Genomic DNA, 24,268 nt, shown 5'->3' on the forward strand with positions numbered 1-24,268 from the left:
CAGGGGTACTTAATTGAAATTCTAATCAATGCAGCGGATTCTCTGGTCAGACCTTGGATACGGGGGCTGGAAACCCTTCTCTCCTCAGAGCAAGTCGCCATTAATTTGGGCAAAACTTAGGTAATTAAGATCTAATTATTCTAAATTCTCTTCCTAATTCTTTTTTCAGAAATTTGAACAAAGCTTCGCCTTCTTGTTCAAATTTCTGCTCATCTATTTCAGATTCAAAACCCGAATTTATTGGATCATCATAGTTCAAAGTCGCATTATATTTATCACTCCATATTTTCAAGGAATTTCTTAATTTGTTAGATAAAGGCAAGTCGGAGGGATCGATATTCTTTAGATCATTATCTAATATTTCCCATAATGGGAAGCAATCGTAGTCGGCCATTAACTTTAAAGTGCGCATTTTTCTCCTATTGAGCAGGATTCGCTCCAACAATAAATCCATTATTGCCAACCGTTACAGCTATTCTCTGTTTTACTCCATTGATAACCGTTTCGTATATCGGCCTACTCCCTTGATTACCAACAAGTTTACCCTCTGTTACTGCGGTAATTACTACATCTGGTATTTGTTCTTCAGATATCCCTTTTCTTGCAAAGTCTTCCCCATATTTTTTCACAATGTGCTCGAGGCCGGCCCTAGAGTTTCCTTTTTCCAAAAAGACCGTTTCCCCTGTTGGTGTTTGCCTTATTCTGACAATATCTTCAGGAGTATGTTTTATGCCTTGCTCAGCTAGACCTTTCACTAATTTACTATCTGCTAGCCTGTTTGGCCCTGGATTACCTTGAGATCGTAGCGGAGCCGCAGGATTAAGGTCATCGACTGCTCCGGTCGGCAGCCTGCCTCCACCTGGTAGTGCCGGAACAAGATCATCCCCGGAGCCCGCCAAGGCTCTGCCGATGTCATTACCGATACTGCCTGCCCCTCTGGCAACGTCATCAAGAAATTGTGGCAACTGTTGGGTAATTGATCGACCCAAGCCTTGTGCTAGACCTGGTGCAGCACCCACAGCTAGCCCGGCACCCAGTCGTTGCCAGAAATATTCATCGTCATAAAAATCATCACAGTCTGTGGGTGCCTGGACTGGCGGGGGCGGTACGAGCACATTGACGACGGCCCCAATGGCAATGACACCCACAACCACAGGCACAACTGCGAATTCACCGCTGGGGTCGGTGTAGTTGGGGGACTGTTGAAGACATAGCGATAGAGGTTGGCATCGCCTGCGTCAAAGCCCAGCGGGTCTTCCGAGATAAAGCGTCCCACCGCCGGGTCGTAGTAGCGCGCCCGATAGTACATCAACCCTGTCGCGTCATCCGCTCTCTACCGGTGTAGCCAAAGTGGAGAAATGTGGGTGGGCATTGCTGGGTGCCTGCTTCTATAGAAGACTTTTACAGAAACGAATAGCATCATCATCCTTTGAGGTTTTTGCTAACTGAACTATTTTTTGCGGTTCGAGTCTTTTCCGGATAGCTACTACAATAGTCACTTTTTTCTGAATTGGGCTTCCATCTTTCACGTACTCTTCAAGAAGTTGAAACGAAACAGATTCATGAAGACTATCTCTTAGAAGCTGAAGTTCAGAATACATCACAGTATGTTCTCTATCTACTGATTCCATCCAAGAAAGACCTGATGATATCTGTGTGGCATCTAACTTACACAAGATATCCATCGCTCGCCACCTAACAAAAGACGCTTCATCTTCTAAAAGAAACAGTACTTTCCCTATAGAGTCGCCATCACTTTCCGTAGCACACATCAAAATACAATCCAGATAATGGAAACGCACCTTTGGATCTGATGAGTCAATGAGTAGCTTCGTGCTTTGAAAAACCTCACATGCCTTGACACCCAATTCGGATAAAATCCAAGACCCTGCTCTTACGGATTCTTCATTCTGACTTTCAACTAGCTGAAGGACGTTCCTTACCGGAAACCCTTCTTGAAATGATTCTAAGAGGTTGTTAAGCAAGTTTCCGCCAGAATCATAATTCCAGGAATCTTGCTTAATTGTCTCAAGAATAGTCTGTGGTTCCTTTTTCATACTGCTTAATTCATTTACAACTCTTTCAATCGTTTTTCTAGTTGCCGCTGCCAATTCTCTTCCCGACGCAGACGTTCACGATGACCACTATCTTCGCCTAGCTGATCCATAAGCCTTTTCCTCTCCTTGATACTAGATTCTACTCCTTCAATAGCATCTTTAACTTCTCCTATTTTCCAATCTTTTGGAACAAAGTTAGGAATGGGATCATGAATTCTTCCAGTGCCATCAGGAAAGGGAATCTCAGAACCTGGATTGACTTGAAAATAAGGTACTCCGAGGTCATCGGAGATGTTTGGCATCGGGATGAAACCCTCAATCTCTGGTTGAGAATCTTCACCAAAGCCACCAGGGTACAGATCTTCGAGATTGACGGGGGGCGTCTGTAAGACTTCACCCCAATCGACTTGCGGCAGCGGAAGATTGTCCCAGATGGGTCGGTTGGGGTCGAAGTCGGGATTGTAGCCACTGGTGACAGTTTCCAGACACCACTGAGCGAAGTCTTCAAGGGCCTCACGGGTCTCTTCTGATTGCAGTTGGTTATTGAGATTGACTGCCCCTAGCGCGATTGCAGCGCCACCTACGGCTTTAATGGCTTTGACGCCGCCTACGGCTGCTAGAGTAACAAGGGTAGCTTCCCCGCTGGGGTCGGTGTAGTTGGTGGGACTATTGAAGACATAACGATAAAGGTTGGCATCGCCTGCGTCAAAGCCCAGCGGGTCTTCTGAGATAAAGCGTCCCACCGCCGGGTCGTAATAGCGCGCCCGGTAGTATATCAACCCAGTCGCGTCATCTCGCTCTCTGCCGGTGTAGCCGGAGCGGAAGAATATAGGCAGGTAAGGCCTATACTACCTGCTGCTTGAAATTTGCTACCTTCTCCTGAAAAGAGATAGTAAAACTCTCAGTAGAGAGGGAAAGAACTGGATTTCGTCCAATGCCTTCATAAAACCGCCTGCAGCGAATATTCCTGATGATACACTAAGAACATACCACCTGTGCTCGGGGGTTGTATCACCAAAGAAAAGAAGGATACATATTGCTCCAAGTCCAAACCCACCCAGGCCTGAGAGTATCACGTATACGACAAGTATATATAGATTTACCATAAGCACATCTGTTTAGCTAATTGAGTCGAGCATAGTTGACTATCGTCCGTTTGATCAGTCTTCGTTGAACAGTGGAAGATTCAGAACTGGACTGCTATTGGAGACTAAACTGCCTACAACTGGAGCAACTGGCAACAATGCAGGAGAGTATCTTGGAGTAATGTTGGCACTGGTTGGATAGAAAACAGACTCAGGAGAACGAGGAAAGCTTTCAGGTATGTCCAGCCCATGATATGGAAGGCGATAATCTGATCTGGGAGTCAGCTTTCTGCCTCTAGATTGTATGGCTCGTGCTCTAATGTTAGCACCAACCACAGATATACTGTTTGGGTTGTTGAGTTGAGCACACTCAACCCAACTTACTTGTTGTTGATGGACATGGTGATGGAGTCCCCTTGGAAAGGGTTCGTTAGCCACGCACCCTGCCTGCTTGCTGATGCTTCGCTAACATTGAATTTCATTTATGAAGGTCATTACTCCTCCATGGTGAAATATCCACATACAACTATCTTTGGTACTTGTAATTAACACATCACCATTAAAAAAACACTCACTGTAAGCATTAAGGTGTTCGGTTATAAAACACTCAAGATCAGCTGCATGCACTTTGAATGGTCCAAGTTCTTTCTTGTAAGATGCTTCAGTGACAACATATATATCACCACTAATTTTTTCGTGTTCTGGAAGCTCTTTGAATATATCAATATCCTCAAGCTCCTCCCAGTTCTTTAACTGCTTCCAACTAATACTATTCCCCCTGCTTGATAGTTGATTCAGAGTTTCTTCAAGTGTTAAATATTCAAATCCAAAACAGAATTTAAAGCTGGATTTAAAGCTTTTCCACGAAATGACTACCGATTTAAAGTCGATCATTAGAAAGTTTCCTGCCCTTCGATAAATATCTTTTCAGTTACACTGTGTCGTCTTCCATTAAAGTCACGTACGGTTACATGAGGACCTTCATTAGTATTGGCATGCCCATCGGGGTTCCACTCAATTCTTCGTTTACCATCAGGACTCTCCCACCAATTTGGCTTGTAATTAATATAGTTATCTAAGGATCCACCAGCAGCATTTTCGGCGGCTTCTAGTAATTTATCCTGATCTGGAACGAACGTTCTGATAACTGGTTGGCCAGCCGAGTTGGTTACTGTTTCATTTTCACCATTAGCATCAAAAAACGGTTTTTCAAGCTCTGGATTAGGAGATCTTGGATCAGCATCAAAGTCATCAACCTCCGACTGCGACTCTTCACCAAAGCCCCCAGGGTAAAGATCTTCGAGATTGACGGGTGGCGTCTGCAAGATTTCACCCCAATCGACTTGCGGCAGAGGCAGATTGTCCCAAATGGGTCGGTTGGGGTCGAAGTCAGGATTGTAGCCGCCGGTGACGGTTTCTAGACACCTCTGAGCAAAGTCTTCAAGGGCCTCGCGGGTCTCTTCTGATTGCAGTTGGTTATTGAGATAGACTGCCCCTAGCGCGAGTACAGCGCCTACGGCTTTAATAGCTTTGACGCCGCCTACGAATATTAGAGGAGCAAAGGCGGCTTCCCCGCTGGGGTCGGTGTAGTTGGTCGGACTATTGAAGACATAACGATAAAGGTTGGCATCGCCCGCGTCAAAGCCCAGCGGGTCTTCCGAGAGGAACTGTCCCACCGTCGGGTCGTAGTACCGCGCCCGATAGTACATCAACCCCGTTGCTTCATCCCGCTCTCTGCCGGTGTAGCCAAAGCGGAAGTCAAAATCGGGATTCGTCTCACTCGTCACCTGCCCAAAACTGTCATAGACAATGCGATTGAGAATGTTGCCGCTGTTGTCGATCACATCGCGAACACTGCCTTGATGGTCAGTTAACGCCCAATGAACCGCTCCATCCGCCGTCTCCTCTGCTAAGATCTGGTCCACATTAGGCCCATGCAAATACCGATGGGTTTGATTGCCCGCTTCATCAAAGACCAGGGCAATGTGGTCGCCATCATAGATAACGTGCTCCGTCGTCGCAGCGGCAGGGCCATCGCCATCCGAGTCAACCGACTGACTGATGCGACGGTCCCAGGCATCGTAGGTGTAGGTGACGCGCTGAGTCACCGTAGCACCATCCCCCTCGCTCACCGCCACTAGCCGCTGACGATGGTCCCACTCATAGGTGGTCACCGTGCCATCACTAATGCGAGTCCGCCGAATGCGATTACCCTCATTGTCATATTCGTAATTAAAGATGCCATCAGTGGTGAGCTGATTATTGGTCCCCGTCTGATAGCCCGCATTGGTGCGGTTGCCGTTGGCATCATAGGTATAAGCTTCATTGTCCTGGGCCGTATAGTCCGCCCCGGTTAACTGGTCGCGGTCATCATAGGTGTAGGTGGCCGTCCCGTCTGGCGAGATGAAGGTGGTAAGGCGATTGGCGGCGTCATAGCTGAGCAAGTAGGGGTAGGAACATTGATGCAAAAGTTTATCAGAGTCATTTATGGGGTCCTCAAATCTGGAAAACCCTTTGACCCTGATCAACTTTTGCCAACTACTTGACAATTAGGGGACAGAACAGTAGCTACCTGGCTAACTTACTAGATGGCAGCGCATAGCCTCTTGCTTATCTCCATCAAAGTCTTGCCGGAGGTGAATATGAAATCCATCCGAGTACTCACCAAGAGCCATCTTTACAAAGATCTTTGCTAGAGCCATGTAAGCCTGTTTATTAGCATATAAAACTGGCATGCCATTTTCAATTACGACCTTTAACTCTTCATCTACCTCTTCGTCATAATCAAATTGGATTCTGTTCTGCAAAGACAGATCTTCAAATTCAAACTCGATTTTTTTCATTAAACTTCTCTAAATCATGTCTACTTTCACAAAAAGGGGACGGCCCTCCTATTTTCAAGATTTTTCACTTCTCACCGAATAGCTCTATCAAGGCTTCTTGATAGTTTTACAGAATAGTCGCCCACCATATATCGCTAGCTGACAACTCATCAGAATTTAGCCCTCCTGTATCAGATCTTCCCTGAGACCACTGATTAAAAATAGCAGTCTCAAGAGCAAACTCCGAAGTATCATGATCTGAGAATAGAATAACAACTAAACCATCAAGAGAGTCCTGAATACTTTGATATTCATATTGAATAAAGAGCAAAGGGAAATCTCTATTGACATAAGCCAAAACGTTTCCTTCTATGAGGATAATTCCCCATTTCTCTCCCGCATATTCATCCCAATTTTTTCGTGATCCTGGAATCAGAGTTTCAAGAGTAGTCAGACACTTCATGAACTCCTTTCTATCCCAATAACTAGCTTTTGAGAATGCCCATTGAATTTGGCTCGTAATATCTCGAATCATTGTGGACTACCTGGCGAACCATGAACAAATCCATTTCTATTTCTGTATACATTTATTGTATCGGTAAGCTCTCCTGTTCTTCCATGTACACCTACAGGCCCATTGCTAACTGGTACAGTTGCTTTAGGACCATTCCACAGCCCATGCTGATCCGCATAAGCAGCAGCATCTAAAACTGCCCTATCTGCATCAACGCCTGATAGAAACTGGCTCTTCCCATCAGCAAAAGAACCAGTTGTGTGTGGCGTCATTCCAGATTGATCAAGTGTATAAGTACCATTAGTGAGTTGGCCATGCCTATTCCTTGTAATTTGTGGGGGTACAAAATTATCGCCAGTATTGCCAATATCAAAGAAAGGTACTCCGAGGTCGTCGTTCGTGTTAGGGAAGGGTGGAACAAAGTCATCAATCTCTGGCTGTGGCCCTTCCCCAAAGCCACCAGGGTACAGATCTTCCGGATTGACGGGTGGCGTCTGTAAGATTTCACCCCAATCGACTTGTGGCAGAGGCAGATTGTCCCAGATGGGGCGGTTGGGGTCGAAGTCGGGGTTGTAGCCGCCGGTGACAGTTTCCAGACACCGCTGAGCAAAGTCTTCAAGGGCCTCGCGGGTCTCTTCTGATTGCAGTTGGTTATTGAGAAAGACACCTCCTGCCCCTACCGCGAGTACAGCGCCTACGGCTTTAATAGCTTTGACGCCGCCTACGGCTGCTAGAGTAACAAGGGCGGCTTCCCCGCTGGGGTCGGTGTAGTTGGTGGGACTATTGAAGACATAACGATAAAAATTCGCATCACCCGCATCAAAGCCCAGCGGGTCTTCTGAGATAAAGCGTCCCACCGTCGGGTCGTAGTAGCGCGCCCGGTAGTACATCAATCCCGTCGCGTCATCACGCTCTCTGCCGCTTGGGCTACACTGTACCGGCTCTTATGGCTTTGCAGATACCTTATTCACGCACCAAAGCCATTTTGAACTCAAAGTCATAACCGACCTCATCCAAAAAAATCTTTAATTTTTCCATAAACTCTCGACCTTCTTTAGGCAGGCTGTATTGTGCAAGTACTTGTATTACAGGGCGAAAGCTACTTGCCTCAGGATAGGACTCATATATCTGGCCACTTTCAATAAATCCCAAATATGCATTAACTTTATCTTGCAAGATTAGGAGATGAGATTTTACATCGTTCCAATCTAAGTCATCAATGATTGCCAACTCGACCCTTCCTATCGCTTTATTGACACCTATTAAGTCTACCTCGTCCAAGTTTTGAATAGACACTATAAACTCCCAGAATACAGATTCATCAGCAACTCAGAAGATTGACGATACAATCAAACGAACTTAAGTAAAAACCTTTATCCTGATTTGACATTCTCTCACGATATATCTGAACCAACTTTTCGTAGTTATGTCGGTTACAAAGCTTTGCAGCAATTATACCTCGTGAGCATCGTGCAAAATCCATTATCTGATGAATACACTCTCCAGAAGGATCGTTATTGAGTTCTGAGTCTACCTGAGACAAGGTTGCATAACTCTCATAGTATTTCAGCGCATCTTCCCAAAAATCATGAACAATCTGAATAGCTATATCTTGAACATTATCTTCTGATTTTAATATGTATTGATAAGAGGTTTCAGTCTTTTTCCATCGCCAAATTTCAGAAACGAGTGTAAGTGTATATTTCTTGTATTTTTCATCAAAGCCAGCGCATTGATGAAAAATGTCTTCTATATTATTGAACCTGACTCCAGTTGTTGGAGTAATCCTGATATTCCCTTGATCCTTATAAGATACTATCCAAAAAACAAAAGAAACATTTTGGTTTTGCTTTCTTATGAACCAATTCCGTGTCTTAACAAGATTAAAGCCAGCTTGCCCTAGTTCCGGTTTCATCTTTTCAAAAAGTAGCGTTTTAATTTTGCTCATTTGAGTCGACCACTTGAAATAACTGGAATATTTATTTTATGAGATATTCCAGTTATTTCAAAGTTTGAAAGAGTTCCCTCTAACATCCTATCCCATTCATTTGTTTGAATTTTCTTTAAGGGCGTATAATTTGAACTGTCGTAGGAGGGATTTGGGTGCCACTAGGAAAACCAGGTTTACCTTGCCCAACTACTACCCCCCCAGACTTTGCTATTTCAGGAAAAGCTTTCTTCTGATTTCTGGTTAGAGGTGCTGTTTGGGAGCTTTTAGCCTCTCCGAGAGTAATATTCCCGGTCTTTGTATCGCGGCCAATGAGATCAACCCTTGTTCTAGTTCCACTCGGGGCTTTAATTGTAACTTGCGTTTGAACTCCTACATTTGTTTTCTGGAACTCTTGTTTTGCCAGCGTTTCGAAAGCATTTCCTTGAGCTTTATTCTTGTTTAGTTGATTTAACTTGCTTTGCTTGTTCGCACTACTTGCACCTCCACTACCTGGATTACCTTGAGATCGTAGCGGAGCCGCCGGATTAAGGTCATCGACTGCCCTGGTTGGAAGTCTGCCTCCACCTGGTAGTGCTGGGACTAGCTCATCCCCAGAACCTGCTAAAGCTCTGCCGATGTCATCACCGATACTGCCTGCCCCTCTGGCAACGTCATCAAGAAATTGTGGCAACTGTTGGGTAATTGATCGACCCAAGCCTTGTGCTAGACCTGGTGCAGCACCCACAGCTAGCCCCGCACCCAGTCGTTGCCAGAAATATTCATCGTCATAAAAATCATCACAGTCTGTGGGTGCCTGGACCGGCGGGGGCGGTACAAGCAAATTGACGACGGCCCCAATGGCAATGACACCCACAACCACAGGCACAACTGCGATTTCCCCGCTGGGGTCGGTGTAGTTGGTCGGACTATTGAAGACATAGCGATAAAGGTTGGCATCGCCTGCGTCAAAGCCCAGCGGGTCTTCCGAGATAAAGCGTCCCACCGCCGGGTCGTAGTACCGCGCCCGAAAGTACATCAACCCCGTTGCATCATCCCGCTCCCTGCCGGTGTAGCCAAAGCGGACGTCGAAATCGGGATTAGTCTCACTGGTGACCTGACTACAGCTGTCATAGGTGATGTGATCGAGCACTATGGAGTTATGCTCACCTGTGACAACTTAATCTGATTTTCTCTCTTATCTTAGGTCTATCGAAATGAATATGATGAGATCACATCCCAAATCCGAATTCAGCCGTAACCCTACTCAAAAATGGACACCCTGATAGAGATTTCCCTACCAGGGTGTCCTTCGATATCGGGAGTAGCTAGCCAAATTCTCTTGTAAAACAGCAGGAGAAGCTCGATGAATTACAACTTTAATAGTTGAGAATAAAACGGGGCTGAAGCTTATAAAAGTGTTGCTGGATAATGCCTGCTGAGGCTAGAAGAGAGTATTGTGGGTATGGGATGGAAAGGGTTGGTGCGATATCATCGCACCCTACCTGATTAACTACATCAACTCAGTTGCGGTGTTTGTGGTCAGGTTACCCGAGCGACTTTACCGCTAGGGGTATCCCCTTAAGCTATGGCGAACGCTTGAGTGCAATCGTGACTCTGTTGAGTGGCCCGTATCGTCACAGCTATCGTCAGGTGTGTGCGCTCATGGCAGATTTGTTTAGCGTTCGTCTCTCCCGTGGGAGTGTCGGTCGCTTGCGTAATGAAATGAGCGATGCCCTCTGGGGTGTGTTGATCTCATCTCAAGCGAGACTTAACAATAATGGTAGAGCGTATGGGTTTTTCTCACGAGATTGGGAAGCGGAAAACCAGTTTTGGTTCTCAATCTCAATGCGGTAGTCAGTTTGTTGCATGCTTGCTAACCGTTACCGCCTCGCTCAAGGCTCAGGGCAGAGATATTCTGAATTTCCTCGCTCATGCTTGCTTGGCTGTACGAACTGGAAAAGAACCTCCTTCGTTTATTCCACAAGATCAATACTAGGGATGGTTACCTCAAATCAGATTTAGAAATAGTCAACTTCTTTGAACATTGTAGAATGATTTATTGGTTGGAGTACTCTAACTTCGCATTGTCCAGTGAAGTAAAGTATCTGAAACAGTTGCTTCTTTGTAAGAATTATTTGTTTTTCTCTAATTGCAATAGGCTTTCAGCTTTCCCATCCACTATAGCTTGATTCAGCTGATTAAGTTGATTTCCAGTGTCGTAAGCCTGATCTATTTTCTTGAAAAGGTAATCAACAACTCCTTTACACAAAGGTAGAGTTTTAATTAATTCATCATAAATTTCGTGATTGTTCTGAATTGCCAATTGTTTAATTTGCTGTTCGGACAAGGGTGGATATTTTCTCCTGTTAATGCAAATCTCAAGATCTCTACTCAGATTTTTCACTTGCAACAAATTGGCTTCTTTGTCTGGAATTCCAGTTTGATATCTCCATAAGCCTTTTTCAGAATCATTCATTAATATCATTGGATCTTCACAACTTAGGATAAATAATCCTAAAAATGTTAAGGGCATGAGTTTAGCTGAATTTCTTATAGAAAAATAGATGCTTTTTCGGTGAGGCTCCATATCTTTCATTTGTTAGGGATGTAAGGTTGAAAGTTTGATAACTGAATCTGATGAGTTTGTAGCTTGATCTAATGCATTTGCGATATTAGCTGGAGAAAGTATGGCTGTTGGAGTTGGTATCGAAGGACTTGTCGTGTAGGGAACATTAAAGAGATAGTTTTGCAAAATGCCCCGAATTTCCCCATCGGGTAATGAATCTAATGTAATGGAAACACAATTATTATCTAACAAATGATATCTATCGATTTTAACCCCTGCATAATTAGTGTTGTTTAGTTCAACTGAAGTAACTGCTGTGCCTGCATGAAAAAGTTCTCTAAAAAATGACTTAATCTGCTCCTCTTCCTGCTCTGTATATTCCAAACTCCACCTTTCAATAGAAACATCTTCATTTCTGAATGTATTATTTGGTATCAAGTACTGCTCTCTTGGGATCATGTACAAAAGTCCGTCTCCAATGATTCCACGCGACTCAAGGCTAGGCTGCGGTCTATATCGCCCATATGTAAAAACGGTTCCATCAACATCAATGGCAAGATGCCCTGGAAAACTTTTATGGTGATAAATCAAAGTCTCAAGACCACTTGGATCAGTAAAGTTCGTCGGACTATTGAAGACATAACGATAAAAATTCGCATCGCCTGCATCAAAGCCCAGCGGGTCTTCCGAGATAAAGCGTCCCACCGTCGGGTCGTAGTAGCGCGCCCGATAGTACATCAACCCGGTTGCTTCATCCCGTTCCCTGCCGGTGTAGCCAAAGCGGAAGTCAAAATCGGGATTCGTCTCACTCGTCACCTGCCCAAAACTGTCATAGACAATGCGATTGAGACTGTTGCCACTGTTGTCGATCACATCGCGGACACTGCCCTGATGGTCAGTTAACGCCCAATGAACCGCTCCATCTGCCGTCTCTTCCGCCAGGATCTGGTCCACATTAGGCCCATGCAAATAACGATGGGTTTGATTGCCCGTCTCATCAAAGACCAGGGCAATGTGGTCGCCATCATAGATAAAGTGCTCTGTGGTCGCAGCAGCGGGGCCATCCCCATCCGAGTCAACGCTCTGGCTGAGGCGACGGTCCCAGGCATCGTAGGTATAAGTGACCCGCTGAGTCACCGTAGCACCATCACCCTCGCTTACCGCCACTAGCCGCTGACGATGATCCCACTCATAGGTGGTTACCGTGCCATCACTAATGCGAGTCCGCCGAATGCGATTACCCTCATTGTCATACTCGTAATTAAAGATGCCATCAGTGGTGAGCTGATTATTGGTCCCCGTCTGATACCCCGCATTGGTGCGGTTACCGTTGGCATCATAGGTATAAGCTTCATTGTCCTGGGCCGTATAGTCTGCCCCGGTCAACTGGTCCCGGTCATCATAGGTGTAGGTGGCCGTCCCGTCTGGCGAGATCAGGGTGGTCAGGCGATTGGCGGCGTCATAGCTGAGCTGATAGTCGGCAATGGTGGCAGCATCTGTGGCATGGGTGAGCTGACTCAGCCGTCCGCTACCGTCATAGCTGTAGTTAGTGCTGGCAACGGGGGTATTGCCATCGGCCCCTGCAAACCGCGCCAGGGAAGTCAACTCACTGGCAACGTTGTAGCCCATCTCGACCCGCTTAGACTGCACCGCTGTGCCCCCCTGCTGCACCTGGGTCATGCGGTCCAGGGCATCGTAGGTATAATCCGTTGTACCGCTGAGGGTACCGGCAATTGTATCGGTGGTCTGGGTCAGGTTATCGACCGCATCATAGGTGTAGCCAAATACCACCTGGGGCACTGTCGGTGCCGTGGTGATGCTTTCTGAGGTGAGCCGGTCGAGCGCGTCAAAGCTATAGGTGTTACTGCTCAACACCGTGTCGGTAAGCGCATCGGTATCTTGCACCTGGGTCAGTCGCCCTAGCTCGTCAAAGCCGTAGTCAAAGGTACGCTGCACGGCATCTGTCGCACTCAGCCATTGCTCACTGGTGCGACGGTCGAGGTTGTCGTAGGTAAACTGTCGCGTTTGCCCGTTGCGATCGCTCATCTGAGTCAGGTTATCCATCGCGTCATAGCCATAGCTGCGGCTAAAGCCTAGAGCGTTAGTATCCTGGATCAGCCGGTTCAGCCCGTCATAGGCATAGGTCGTCTGGTTGGTCAGCGGATCCGTCACCGACACCAGATTATCCACCGCATCGTAGCCATACTGTGTGGCCTGCCCCAACGGGTCAATGATGGCAATCTGGCGATTGAGCGCATCGTACTGATACTGCGTCGTTTGGCCCAGGGCATCGCTGGTGGCGGTCAAGTTGCTCACCGCGTCATAGCTGTAGCGGGTCAGCGGCGCGATTTGTGCCCCCGCGCCATCGGGGTCAGGGTTCGTGGTTTGAATCAGGCGATTACGCCCATCGTACTGAAACGTGGTAGTGCGCCCCAGGGGATCGATGAACGCCGTTTGGTTATTGGCCGCGTCGTAGGTATAGCCAGTAACCGGAGCAGCCAACGGCCCAGCCCCATCGGGATCAGGAGCGGTGATCTGGGTCAGCCGGTTGCGAGCGTCGTACCCAAAATTGGTCACCCGCCCCAGGGCATCAGTCATCTGGGTCTGGTTGCCCAGTAGGTCGTAGCCAAACTGGGTCACCGGTGCCGTCAGTGCCCCGGCCCCATCGGGATCTGGCTCCGTCACCTCCACCAGGCGGTTTAGTTCGTCATACTGGTAGGCCGTTGTCCGGCTGCCAGGGCGGGTCAGCTGGGTTAGCAAATCGACCGCATTGTATTGGTAGTCGGTCACCAGGGCGGGCAGCGCTCCAGCCCCGTCGGGGTCGGCGGAGGTGGTGCGAATCAGGCGATCGCGGGCGTCGTACTCAAACTGGGTCGTCACACCCCGTGCGTTGGTCAGTGCGGTCAGGTTGTTGTCCAGGTCATAGGCGTACTGCGTCACGGGTGCAGTCAGCGGCCCGGTGCCGTCGGGGTCGGCCTCGGTCACCTGTGTCTGGCGATTGCGGGCATCGTAGGCATAGGTGGTGACATTGCCCCGTGCGTCGGTGAGCGTTGTCAGATTGCCGTCGGCATCGTAACCAAAGTTGGTAATCGGTGATGTCAGCGGCCCGGCCCCATCGGGGTCGGCCTCGGTGATGCGCTCCAGGCGATTCATCGTGTCATAGGCATAGAGCGTTTCATGGCCCCGCCCATCTACCCGCCGCACCCGGTTGCCAGCGGCATCGTAGAAGTACTGGGTACTCGTGGTGGTCAACGGTCCATCGCCATCGGGGTCAGCCTCCACCATTTCAATCAGGCGATTGCGCCCGTCGTACTCAAAGGTGGTGCGATTGCCCCGCGCATCGATAAAGGCGCTCTGGTTGCCAGCACTGTCATACTCATAGCGCTCAACCGCCTCGTCTGCGGTGCCCTGGGCCGTGGTAATCGTGGTGACCAGACCGCGTGCGTCATAGTCAAAATTGGTAATCCGCCCCAGGGCGTCCGTCACCGTATCCACCAGCCCGTCACCCAGGTAGGTCAGACTGGTGACCCGGTCGTCCGCGCCGCCCACTTCGCCCACCACCTGACGAATTTCGATAATATTGCCCGTGGCATCCAGCTCATGCAGGGTCTGGCGGCCCAGTTCATCGGTGGCTTGAATCAGCTGATTAAACTGGGAATCAAAGACCTGCTGGCGGCCAGCGGCCCCAGAAAGACTATCGACAATCTGGTTAGGGTTGCCCTGGTCATCGTAGGTAATGGTGGTGCGATCGCCCGTGCCATCCACCATGGCAGATACCCGGCCACAGCTACAGTCACGCTCAAGGGTGAGCACGTTACCCACCGCGTCGGTCTGATTCAGCAGATTACCGGCCTTGTTTAGGGTAAAGACCTCCACATTTCCCCGACCATCCGTCTGGGTAGCGGTGGGCGTAATAATTTCTGTGGCCGTGGGGGTAAATGCCAGCGGCGCGGTGGTGGGATCGATCGTTTGACTGGGTAGATACAGCCCCTTCACCTGAATTGGGTCAATGTCGATGACGCTGCCGTCCCGGCGTATCGAGCGGTCAACACGACCAAAGCCATCGTACTCGGTTGTTTCTCGATGGCCCCGCTGATCGACCTCTGCGGTCATGCGGAAGTTGTTGTCATACTCCCAGGTACGAACGGCGGCATCGGGGTCGGTGATGCTTTGCAGGTTGCCAGCGGGGTCGTAGGCTAGCTGGGTTTGTCGACCGGCGGGGTCGGTAATGGTCGTGACCCGACCCTCGGTATAGGTAAATGTTGTTTCTAGCCCCACCGCATCGCGCATGGTGGTGAGCTTGCCCTCGGTGTCATAGAGGTAGGTGAGGGTATTGCCATTGCGATCTTGCACGGTCGCCAGCTGATTGCGCGCGTTAAAGGTTGTCACCGTTTGATCTTTTAGGGTGCGACGAAACGTACCATCAGCAAGCCGCTCCAGCCGTGAATAGTCGCCCGCAGGAGACCCGTAGACGCCCCCGACCTCAGTCGGGGCCTGAAAAATCTGGTGGGTACCGTCTCCATCAATTAGCAGCACTGAATTGTCGGCATTGACCACAATTTCCTGCCAATCCCCCAGGCTCCAGCCATTGCCGAAAGGACTGCCCGCTCGGTTCACCACCGTAAAGGTGCCTGTGGTGGTGTGCCGCAGAGGGTCAAAGGTGCCCGCCGGGTCAAAGGTTTGAATGTCTCGCTCAACCTGATAGGTGTAGACCCCCGAAGCCTGATTTCGCAAATCGGCCTGGAGAGCTCCCTGAACCACCGCATTGTCTTGATCTGGCACACTCCAAAAGTTCTCTCCACCGGTTAAGCCAAACTGATCGCCCGTGTACCCTGGCAGAGCGATGGTTGTATCTCCGGCCTGGATACTCATTTTTGCAATCATCAACTGTGTCCCCGGCGCATCTTGCACGTTCTCATAGGCAAAATGCACAATGGGGCGAACGTCAGCGGCGGTAGAGTCATAGTGCAGGGTAAGGGCTCGGGCTCGGCCCTGGGATTGATAGGCCGTCAGGGTGTGGGTCTCTGTCAATGCCCCAGAGTGCATCTCAACTCTGGAATTGACGTCGACATCAAATTCAGCAGCACAGTTATTGCTTTGGTTAAAGCTGGTATCACCCAGCGGTGTAGCCCCTATGGGTTGCTCCAACCCCTGTAAATCAAACACAAAAATATTGTTGTTATAGTCTGATTCCCCAATATTTTGCGGCTGATTGACAGACAGTATTAAATACTGTTGATCGCCACTCAGCACCAATGTTTCTTCACGGAAAGCAGAGGTTGCGCCTGCGGCAATTGCCTGCTGATTGGTGTAGTAAGTGTCGTCAATATTCGGACCGCCAACCACGGGGATTGCAGTGTCTGTTGTAACATCTAAAGTTGGATCAGAAGAGAGCCAAAACCGATTGAAAAAACTGTTGGCCGCCACATCGGCACATTGAGTTCTCGTGCGGTTGTTGGTTACGGCCCAGCTCACCGTGACTGTCCCATCCGGATTACTACGCAGCTCTGCTTCGGGGGCGATTGTTAAATCTGGCACTCGAAAGATGCAACCGATGCCGATAAATGCACTCACGAGTGGATCGCTGTCTTCTCTCAATCCCGTCAGACTGTCTTGCTGCACTGTACTGCCATGGGCTGTGTGAGTTTCAGCGTCTAAAGAGACTTCAGACAGAACAGCGCTCTCCTCACCAAGCAAGGGTGCTGGTGCAAGATCAATGGGTGGCGGTGCGTCTACTGCAATCGCGCCTGCTGACTGGGAAGATCTTGGCAACACCGGACCCAATGGGGATTCAGATGTTGCCAAGTTGAGGTGACTGCCTTCTAGATGACTAGTCTCCAATAGAGAAGACTGATCATAGCTATGATCCACCATGAGATAACTTCCTAATTATGAGGTATAAAAAATCGTAGTTGTTGACGTGTCCCCGCCATTTTCCATAACCGAATGGAATCGGTTATTTACATTGCGATCCTCTATTACCTGTTCAGTTGTTTTAGGGAACTTGCAAAAAATAGCCCACCCAGGCGTTTACCCTGTACGCGGCTCGTGTTCTCTCCAATTGGAGAGTTTGATGTATTCACATGCTAGTTCCACCTGTACCCGTTTTAATTAACTAACGGATAAGGTTCCAGGAAATAATGTGCTGACAACAACAGCTCCAGTGAGGAAATTGAGGAGTTGTCGTCAGGGTAACAAAGGAGCATCCATGGGGATATTTTGGGGATACTAGTATCCCCAAAATATCATTCCTTGTCTAATAGCGTTTTGGTAAACACCTATCCCTAATTACAGCAAGACGCCTGCAAAAACTAATCGAAGTTAGCCGATCTGCAAGACCAACGTTATTAAGCATTTTTCTCTTTAAAGTGCGTGCAAAAAAGTGCGTGTAAAAACGGTTCTTTATCCCCCCTGGTCAGAGCTGAGGAGATAAACAGGGAAACGGTGAACAATGTAGTAATTGCGTATGTTGAAATTATAGTACAACTACTCGACAATGTATCACTGTAGTTATCTATTGTTGTTACAATCTCCATTGATCGCGTTATGGCCGGGCTTAGTTTTTAGGTTATTCAATGGAAAAGTCGGGCTCGGCATCGATGGAAACGCGATTCCATTCGGGGGTGGGCATATTATTGGTGGCTTCCCGCAGGGTGCCTTCCCAATATTTGCGAATCTTCGCTAAATAGGGGTCGCTGGACTGGAGCTGGACCCGATGACGTATTTCAAAGCTGTCGGCTTCGTACAGAACCATGTTGATGGGCGGACCGACGGAAATATTGGAGCGCATGGTGGAATCAATGGAAAGAAGGGCGCATTTTGCGATCGCATCCAACGACGACCCATGGGTTAACGCTCGATCCAAAATCGGCTTACCATATTTTGTCTCCCCAATCTGCAAAAACGGCGTTTCCGGTGTGGTTTTAATACAGTTACCCTGGCTATAGACCAGATAGATCTCCGGTGCTTCCCCTGGCAACTGCCCGCCCACCAAAAAATTACACTGAAACTTGATGCCATCCTGATCTAGCCAGGTGCGATCCTCATCTTGAATTTTACGAATTTCATACCCAATGTAGCGGGCCACCTCATACATGGTGGGGATAGTATGTAGCGAGTCCTTGGCCCCGTTTTTAATATCCTGACCCAACTGATGAATCACCGCCTGGGTAACCGACAAATTGCCAGACACACAGGCCACAATCACCCGCTCTCGCGGAATCGAGAAGTCAAACAACTTTTGGTAAGACGAAATATAATCCACACCAGCATTGGTGCGAGAATCAGCTGCTAATACTAATCCTTCTTTGACGGATATGCCTAAACAATAGGTCACTGATATCGACTCCTCTTTCATTTAGCAGCTGCACTGAATACAGATATGCACACACCAGGTCGTTTGTAAAATCTGATGCCTTGTCAAGATATCATGATGGTATTAAACCCAACCTTCTGGCATTCTGTCTGGTGTTAAGAATACTGGGTTGTTGGCTGGGGCAGTTTCCCCATGGGACAGCAAGCATGGAGCAGAAGGGGTAAATTAATGGTGAAAATAGGCGTCTATATTGAGAGATCTGCCGGAATGCCGGACATTCTATTTCGATACGTAACGAGATAATGTGCACGCTCCAACATCGCTTGATTTCTATAGTTTAATTAGTAAAAGCAACCACATCAATAAGCATTGACTCTCATCAATGCTTATTGATGTGGTTGCTTAATTTAGCGTTATTTCGGGATCTGGCTTCCATGGGAATAGCAACGTTGTTGTTCTGTTATGGAATGCCAGTTAGGGCGTATTACACATGGGCATTTCTTTATTTCTCTCCATCGAAAATCAGTATGAATCGCTGCGACGAGTAAATAGCATTCCGGTTATGAATCTGATTAGTCATCAGATTGAAGATCAGGTAATTAACCATCAGATTACGGCTGATTTTTTTGCAGGGTTTCAGCGGTTTTCTCATTTTCCCGAGCAATTACGTCGCTATAGCCGCTTAGGGGCCGTTTGTCGTCGAGTTTATGTTTTTGGCATTCCAGACTGTGAGCCCCCTGCAATTTCAGGTCTAGAATTTCTTGAATTGGCCCCAGCTTCATCGTTAGCTCAGGAATGGTTTTTATTGGTAAATACGCCTACTTTTTGGGCCACCCTGGTGGCCCGTGAGGTGGATGGGCAAGATCCGGTGACCAAGAGCCGGCGCTTTGATGCGGTCTGGTCCTACGATGTGGAGGTGGTGGAGCGTGTGGCTTTGCTGACTTCCCAGATGATGGAGCAACCGTACCAGCCGATCCGTGATCGAGACTATGCCCGGCAAAATTTCCATATTTCTGAAATGAACAGCAGTATGGTAAATCAGATAGAGGGCATTAATGAGCTTAGCCAACGACGGTGGTCGCGGTTGCAAACGTTGCAGGCTCTTTCGGCGATCTCTGCGCAACGGTTGATGCCGTTTCTAGAAGAATCGGCCAAGGTGTTGCTGGAGGTTTTTGGAGCGACGGGGGTTGCGATCGCATTCCAGGTGGATAACGATAGCTATAAAGTTGTTGTTGCAGCTGGAGAGGCCATGGGTAAAGGCTGGGGAGTACATCTTACCGATGGCATCTGTGGCAAGTCCATTCGAGAAAGCCGTCCCGTTCGTTATCAAGATATTAGCCACAGCCAACGGTTTGACTCACAGCTACCCACGGCCAAGTGTTTAATTGCGGCTCCAATTCATCACCATAAACAAAGTGGTGTGGTTGCCCTGGGACATCCGACACCTAATATGTGGGATGAAGAAGATTTGGATATGCTAGAAACAGCAGGCCGATTTATGGCTATCGGCATCAGACAGTTTGTCCGGCATGTCCAGTCAAAACTAAAATCTCAGCAGCAACAGCAACAGGAAACCATGTAGCAGTCTTAAACAGAATCCTATGTAGGGGCGCACCGACATTCGTCCTTCAGGACATGGACACCTTATTCGAGCTTGGTTCCTACGATTGTTGGGCCTGATAATCAATCAGCTGTTGTACCTTAACAATCGTCTGGTTAAACTCTGGACCTTTGCGATGGGGCATGGCCTCAAAGGCGCGTTGCTCATCTTCCATCATGAGGACATCCTGCACCACCAGACCAGCCAGTAGGCCACGGGCTGCATTAAACAGACTATTTTTAACAAAGCGACGAAAGCCCATGGGTAGTTTATGTAACCGATGAAAGGCTCCTAGGGAAACAAAATGCACCAGATACGCCTTGGTTTGGGTTTCACTCACCGGGCAAAAGAGACAGTAAATCTTAAAATCGTTACCTAGAACCGATTGCCAGTGGGGATAGACATAGCTAACATCCAGATGGGTAGGGCGTAGCTTGCGCATGGCTGGGATAAACAGCTGGCCGACAGAATAAATCTTGTCGATCTTGTAATAACTCTCGGCGTCGTAATGGGCGTCTACCCGAGTTGGGCTGGTTTCAATGTCACGCAGTACTGGATTTGCCCAGGCCTGTAAATTATCATGCAGTCGTCCATGGTACATATCCATCAGATTCTCGATGAGAAATGAGAAATGGGACGGGGTGTCGATGGTGGTATAGGAGGCAATGTAATTAATGTGATCCCATTCAGGTAATCCCATGGGGGCTAAGGTGTCTGCCTGATCTGCGTCCCCTGGAAATAGCCAGATAAAGCCATCCTGTTCTTTGACTGGGTAGGTGCGTAGACGACAGCTGGGCAGCTTTTGTTTAGCGCTTAAGTAGGGCACCTCCACACAGGCCCCTGCGCCATTAAACTGCCAGCCATGGTAAACGCACTCCAGCTGATTGCCCTGGACCTGACCGTGGCTCAGACGTACCTGCCGATGGGGGCAGCGGTCTTCTAACGCGTGGATCACCTGGTTGCGATCTCGATACAGCACTATGGGCTGATGCCATAGCACCACTCCCAAGGGCTGATCAGTGAGTTCACTGCTTTGGGCCACCACATACCAATGGTTGAGGTTAATGGGGGCGCGGCGAATAGAGTCGATGGGCGGGGGAGATGGCGTAGAGACAGCCGGAGAGATCAAGGAAGCGGGGGAGGAGAGAGAGTCCATGGGTAATAGGAGCCTGATTTATACCTTAAATACACCTTCGGGATTGACCGACATGAGCGGACGGCGAGCACTGCCTTCCCTATGTAATACTTCATTGGCGGCGAGTAAGCCACTGCTGACGGCTCGTTCCATTAAACCGCAGGGAAATGGCATTTTAACCCAGTCGCCAGCAAACAGGAGGTTGGGAACAGCCGTGGCACTGCTGGGACGGTTGGGATAGCTGCCCGGTGGGAACCCGGCAAAGTTCTTTTGGTTGACCAGCTCCTGGTGCAAAATATTGGCTCCTTCTAAGTCTGGAACAATCTCCCAAAGTTCTCTCTTAAAGGTGTCTAATAAAGCTTGCTGTGTGGGAAACTCTTTCTCTTTGTAGCAATAGGCATGCAGTTCTACAACGCTGCCGCCGGTCTCTGCCGCCCATTGGATGTAGTCTCCTTGTACCTTATGGTAAAGGGTGATGCTATCGGTCAGATCATAGCCAGAAAGAGAGGTAAACCAGCTGTGCTCCCATTCAAAGTCACGATCTAGCCAGAAACGCCCTACCGCAAACGGATCGGCCACCTGTAGCTGACTAATCTGAGCCATCACCGTGGAATTGGGCTCTCCCTGGGAGAGGGCAAAGAGATTTTTGATGCCGGGAATATCGGCGGCAAAAATAAAGTAGTCGGCCTCCAAACTGTCGGCCAGACCCTCCGCATTTTTGACGGGGTTAGCGGCCATCAGTTGAATGCGATTGTTCTCTCGTTTGAGTACCTTAAACTGGGCTAAATTCTCTTGGGCCGGACCGCTCATTACCTGACCGTCACCAGCATAGGTGGCACCGTGGCAGGGACACACAAAGCCATCGCCGTTGGCCGCAACTTCTTTGTGGACACTACAGCCTTGGTGGGTACAGGTGAGCGATATGGCCTGATCGCTGTTGGCGTCGACAACAAAGAGTCGGTCGCCTGCGCCAAAATATTCGGTGGTATCGGTGCTGAGGAGAGGGTTGCGATCGCACCAAAAGGGTACCGGATTCACCGCGATGTTTCCTTTTTGGTAATCGACGCTAGCGATTTTGCCATCGGCCCAATTAATCTGGCTAACCGTTATCCCGGTGAGGATTTGACCACCATTGGTTTCAATGGCATGACTCAATGGATCCACTAGGCAACGACCCATGTCCTCACAGGTGCCATTAAAGGCCAAACCCTCGGGGTTGCCAAAAAAGTAGAAGTGGAAAAACTGCATCAGCTCCCCGGCACTGAGCACATCCGGTGAATTCAGGCTAGACTTAGCAAAAGGTAGGAAATAGAGGTCGTATAAACCTTTAGGAAACTGTCCCTGGCCCCACTCCTCCACCGACAGATGGTCCAGGCGCTCATAGGTTTGGGGCATCCGAAAGCTAGTAATCTCCCGAAAGACTTCCAAATGTTTGAGCTTGGTGAGGTTGATACCCCATTTCAGCCGGTTTTCTGAGGAAACCGCCAGGTCCACAATGTTCCAGGGAAAAGCGGCATTACTGGGGTAAAACGCCTCAGGCTTGTAGCCATTTTTATAGAGGACGGCGTAAAAGTTGAGCGACTGAAAGTTGTCCTGGGCCTTGAGCTCATCCACCAGGCTAAACAGATTGTAATACTGGGGAAAGAAGCCATGAAACCCGTGTTCCATACGGAGTTCATGATCGCCAACTTGGATCGGCCAGCTGGCAATTTTACCCCCGAGTTGGGGAGAACGCTCTAGCAGGGTGACGGCCATGCCGCGCTTACTCAGCTCATAGGCAGTGGCTAAACCCGCTAAGCCGCCACCGACAATAATAGCTTTTGTGGCGCGCCCCACCGTTTGAGGTAAATCGAGGCGGTCAACTTGATGTAGCGTCGGTTGAGGTTTGGCAAAACGGGTGTAGCCTAGGGTGCCGCCAACGGCTCCAACGCCTAATAATTTAAGTGCACTCCGTCGTGAAATATCAGGGGTTTGCCAGGTCTCAGGGAATGGATTCATTAAAAAGGGAAATACTCGGTAATTGGTTATGGAAGACTAGTATTAGAGGGAAAATTTGTTAAAAGAGCTGAATCACAAACTGGATTAGCCGATTTTTGGTGATAGAGTCCCTAAACAGCTACGGATACATCAGCTCCTATGGATTGCCGATGAGTGCATTTAGTCTGATGAGTGCATTTAGTCTGATGAGTGCATTTAGTCTATTGACAGGTGAGCATGGTAATCAGCCTTTAAATAAATACCTATAAAACTACTGTTGGCATTGCTGCGTTTCGGAATATCAACTACAGACTGTTGGCTAAGCTTACAGATCTAGCGAAACCCTACCCAAACCTGATATAAATCATTTTCGGTACAAATCTTAAACCATAAAGCACTACAGCGGTGAACCATTTATGGCCTATCTGATGGCTCAAATTACCCGATATTGGCAGGAAATTCTGGCGGTCGCGCAGCGAATTTTGTTAGAGCTGGTGCGACGGCGACGCAGCCTGATTTTCTGGGCTATTTTCCCCACATTGTTGTTATTGCTAAATGGGGTCATTACGACAGAACGGGCTCAGTTGGATTTGGCTGATGCGTTGGAGGTCGTTGCTCCACCTACCCTAGTGGGGGCTGCTCTGTTTTTTAGTTGCCTGGGGGGAAGTGTTGCGACCGTTGTTGCTGAGCGCGAGCAAAATACCCTCAAACGGCTGTTTTTATCGCCATTGCGGGGAGTGTCTTATTTCTTGGGAATTGTTTTGGCCCACAGTGCCATTGGTGTAGGCCAGGCGTTGTTGGTGTTTGCGATCGCACTTACCCTGGGGGCCACCTTTCCCGGTTCCTGGCCCCTGGCGATGCTGATTATCCTGCTGAGCATTCTGGCCTATGTGGGGGTGGGCTTTATCCTTGGCACCCAGTTTGCTCGCCGCACTGAAGATGTCAACGCCCTAGTGGCTGCATTTGGTGTACCGTTACTGATTATGGGTGGAGCCTTTATGCCCACCTCGATTTTTCCCGACTCCCTTTTACAGCTAGCACGGTTTAATCCAATTTTTCACATGACGGAAGCCCTCACGCTGGTCATGGCTGCAGAACCGGCAAACGAACACATTGCCTTCCTTAGCATTTTTGCCCTGGCGATGGTGGTGGCTGGCTGGCTGGCCTATCGGCGGATGTTAAACCTTGAGCGTCAGCTATAAGCACTGGTGCCAGTTTTGAGTTTTGAATGATGGCAGTCTTTGGTGTCAAAGCATGTGACGCTGGG

General features: G+C 48.6%; 21 protein-coding genes and 1 pseudogene. 3 read left to right on the plus strand and 19 right to left on the minus strand.

Going from position 1 to position 24,268, the window contains the following annotated elements; translation table 11 throughout:
- Window positions 1–124: 124 nt before the first annotated feature.
- The 14 genes and pseudogenes from QGP82_RS14105 to QGP82_RS14170 form a co-directional block, all read right to left on the minus strand.
- Window positions 125–412, minus strand: a complete 288-nt coding sequence (locus tag QGP82_RS14105; protein WP_163666201.1) for an immunity protein CdiI family protein — start codon at window positions 410–412, stop codon at window positions 125–127.
- Window positions 413–419: 7 nt separating this feature from the next.
- Window positions 420–755, minus strand: coding sequence for a hypothetical protein (locus tag QGP82_RS14110; RefSeq protein WP_163666203.1), 336 nt, complete (start codon window positions 753–755; stop codon window positions 420–422).
- Between the two features lie 14 nt (window positions 756–769).
- Window positions 770–949, minus strand: a complete 180-nt coding sequence (locus QGP82_RS14115) for a hypothetical protein (protein ID WP_163666205.1) — start codon at window positions 947–949, stop codon at window positions 770–772.
- A 303-nt stretch (window positions 950–1,252) separates the two neighbouring features.
- Window positions 1,253–1,309 (minus strand): annotated as a pseudogene (locus tag QGP82_RS14120) (hypothetical protein); the annotation flags it as partial.
- A gap of 79 nt (window positions 1,310–1,388) precedes the next feature.
- Window positions 1,389–2,111, minus strand: a complete 723-nt coding sequence (locus QGP82_RS14125) for a hypothetical protein (protein ID WP_499059751.1) — start codon at window positions 2,109–2,111, stop codon at window positions 1,389–1,391.
- Window positions 2,072–2,893: an RHS repeat-associated core domain-containing protein gene (locus tag QGP82_RS14130; RefSeq protein ID WP_499059881.1), complete on the minus strand. Its 822-nt coding sequence runs from the start codon at window positions 2,891–2,893 to the stop codon at window positions 2,072–2,074. The genes QGP82_RS14125 and QGP82_RS14130 overlap by 40 nt, the downstream gene beginning before the upstream one ends.
- A gap of 714 nt (window positions 2,894–3,607) precedes the next feature.
- Entirely contained in the window at window positions 3,608–4,036 is a 429-nt protein-coding gene (locus QGP82_RS14135; protein WP_163697944.1) for a hypothetical protein, read from the minus strand.
- Window positions 4,036–5,610: an RHS repeat domain-containing protein gene (locus tag QGP82_RS14140; RefSeq protein ID WP_499059753.1), complete on the minus strand. Its 1,575-nt coding sequence runs from the start codon at window positions 5,608–5,610 to the stop codon at window positions 4,036–4,038. The genes QGP82_RS14135 and QGP82_RS14140 overlap by 1 nt, the downstream gene beginning before the upstream one ends.
- 108 nt (window positions 5,611–5,718) lie before the next feature.
- Window positions 5,719–5,985, minus strand: coding sequence for a hypothetical protein (locus tag QGP82_RS14145; protein WP_499059755.1), 267 nt, complete (start codon window positions 5,983–5,985; stop codon window positions 5,719–5,721).
- 106 nt (window positions 5,986–6,091) lie between these two features.
- Window positions 6,092–6,499 carry a hypothetical protein gene (locus QGP82_RS14150; protein WP_163696768.1) on the minus strand — a complete coding sequence of 136 codons (408 nt, stop codon included), beginning with the start codon at window positions 6,497–6,499 and terminating at the stop codon, window positions 6,092–6,094.
- Window positions 6,496–7,368 (minus strand): RHS repeat-associated core domain-containing protein, encoded by an 873-nt coding sequence (locus QGP82_RS14155; protein ID WP_499059757.1) that lies wholly within the window; start codon window positions 7,366–7,368, stop codon window positions 6,496–6,498. The genes QGP82_RS14150 and QGP82_RS14155 overlap by 4 nt, the downstream gene beginning before the upstream one ends.
- A gap of 73 nt (window positions 7,369–7,441) precedes the next feature.
- The gene (locus QGP82_RS14160; protein WP_499059759.1) at window positions 7,442–7,774 is read right to left on the minus strand and encodes a DUF6572 domain-containing protein; all 333 of its coding nucleotides are present in this window, start codon (window positions 7,772–7,774) and stop codon (window positions 7,442–7,444) included.
- Between the two features lie 25 nt (window positions 7,775–7,799).
- Window positions 7,800–8,426 carry a hypothetical protein gene (locus QGP82_RS14165; RefSeq protein ID WP_499059760.1) on the minus strand — a complete coding sequence of 209 codons (627 nt, stop codon included), beginning with the start codon at window positions 8,424–8,426 and terminating at the stop codon, window positions 7,800–7,802.
- 115 nt (window positions 8,427–8,541) lie between these two features.
- Window positions 8,542–9,558, minus strand: coding sequence for an RHS repeat-associated core domain-containing protein (locus QGP82_RS14170; RefSeq protein ID WP_499059762.1), 1,017 nt, complete (start codon window positions 9,556–9,558; stop codon window positions 8,542–8,544).
- A gap of 383 nt (window positions 9,559–9,941) precedes the next feature.
- Between QGP82_RS14170 and QGP82_RS14175 the strand changes: the two genes are divergently transcribed.
- Window positions 9,942–10,262, plus strand: a complete 321-nt coding sequence (locus QGP82_RS14175) for a hypothetical protein (RefSeq protein WP_499059764.1) — start codon at window positions 9,942–9,944, stop codon at window positions 10,260–10,262.
- A 277-nt stretch (window positions 10,263–10,539) separates the two neighbouring features.
- Here the strand turns inward: QGP82_RS14175 and QGP82_RS14180 are convergent, their stop codons facing one another.
- The 3 genes from QGP82_RS14180 to QGP82_RS14190 form a co-directional block, all read right to left on the minus strand.
- Window positions 10,540–11,004 carry a hypothetical protein gene (locus QGP82_RS14180; RefSeq protein ID WP_499059766.1) on the minus strand — a complete coding sequence of 155 codons (465 nt, stop codon included), beginning with the start codon at window positions 11,002–11,004 and terminating at the stop codon, window positions 10,540–10,542.
- 3 nt (window positions 11,005–11,007) lie between these two features.
- A complete protein-coding gene (locus QGP82_RS14185) occupies window positions 11,008–16,848 on the minus strand; it encodes an RHS repeat-associated core domain-containing protein (RefSeq protein WP_499059767.1) in 5,841 nt (1,946 codons plus the stop codon).
- Between the two features lie 694 nt (window positions 16,849–17,542).
- Window positions 17,543–18,310 (minus strand): proteasome-type protease, encoded by a 768-nt coding sequence (locus tag QGP82_RS14190; RefSeq protein WP_163671718.1) that lies wholly within the window; start codon window positions 18,308–18,310, stop codon window positions 17,543–17,545.
- Between the two features lie 469 nt (window positions 18,311–18,779).
- On the opposite strand from QGP82_RS14190, the gene QGP82_RS14195 reads away from it, so the two are divergent.
- A complete protein-coding gene (locus QGP82_RS14195; protein WP_163666219.1) occupies window positions 18,780–19,871 on the plus strand; it encodes a DICT sensory domain-containing protein in 1,092 nt (363 codons plus the stop codon).
- Window positions 19,872–19,950: 79 nt separating this feature from the next.
- On the opposite strand, the gene QGP82_RS14200 is transcribed toward QGP82_RS14195, so the two are convergent.
- Both QGP82_RS14200 and QGP82_RS14205 read right to left on the minus strand, forming a co-directional pair.
- Window positions 19,951–21,045, minus strand: a complete 1,095-nt coding sequence (locus QGP82_RS14200; RefSeq protein WP_250565704.1) for an aromatic ring-hydroxylating dioxygenase subunit alpha — start codon at window positions 21,043–21,045, stop codon at window positions 19,951–19,953.
- Window positions 21,046–21,063: 18 nt separating this feature from the next.
- Complete coding sequence (locus QGP82_RS14205) at window positions 21,064–23,022, minus strand: FAD-dependent oxidoreductase (protein ID WP_499059769.1); 1,959 nt, start codon at window positions 23,020–23,022, stop codon at window positions 21,064–21,066.
- Window positions 23,023–23,417: 395 nt separating this feature from the next.
- Between QGP82_RS14205 and QGP82_RS14210 the strand changes: the two genes are divergently transcribed.
- Window positions 23,418–24,203, plus strand: a complete 786-nt coding sequence (locus QGP82_RS14210; RefSeq protein ID WP_163666224.1) for an ABC transporter permease — start codon at window positions 23,418–23,420, stop codon at window positions 24,201–24,203.
- Window positions 24,204–24,268 lie beyond the last annotated feature (65 nt).

The sequence above is a fragment of the Leptothoe sp. LEGE 181152 genome, assembly GCF_032906605.1.
Taxonomy (GTDB): domain Bacteria; phylum Cyanobacteriota; class Cyanobacteriia; order Phormidesmidales; family Phormidesmidaceae; genus Leptothoe; species Leptothoe turfae.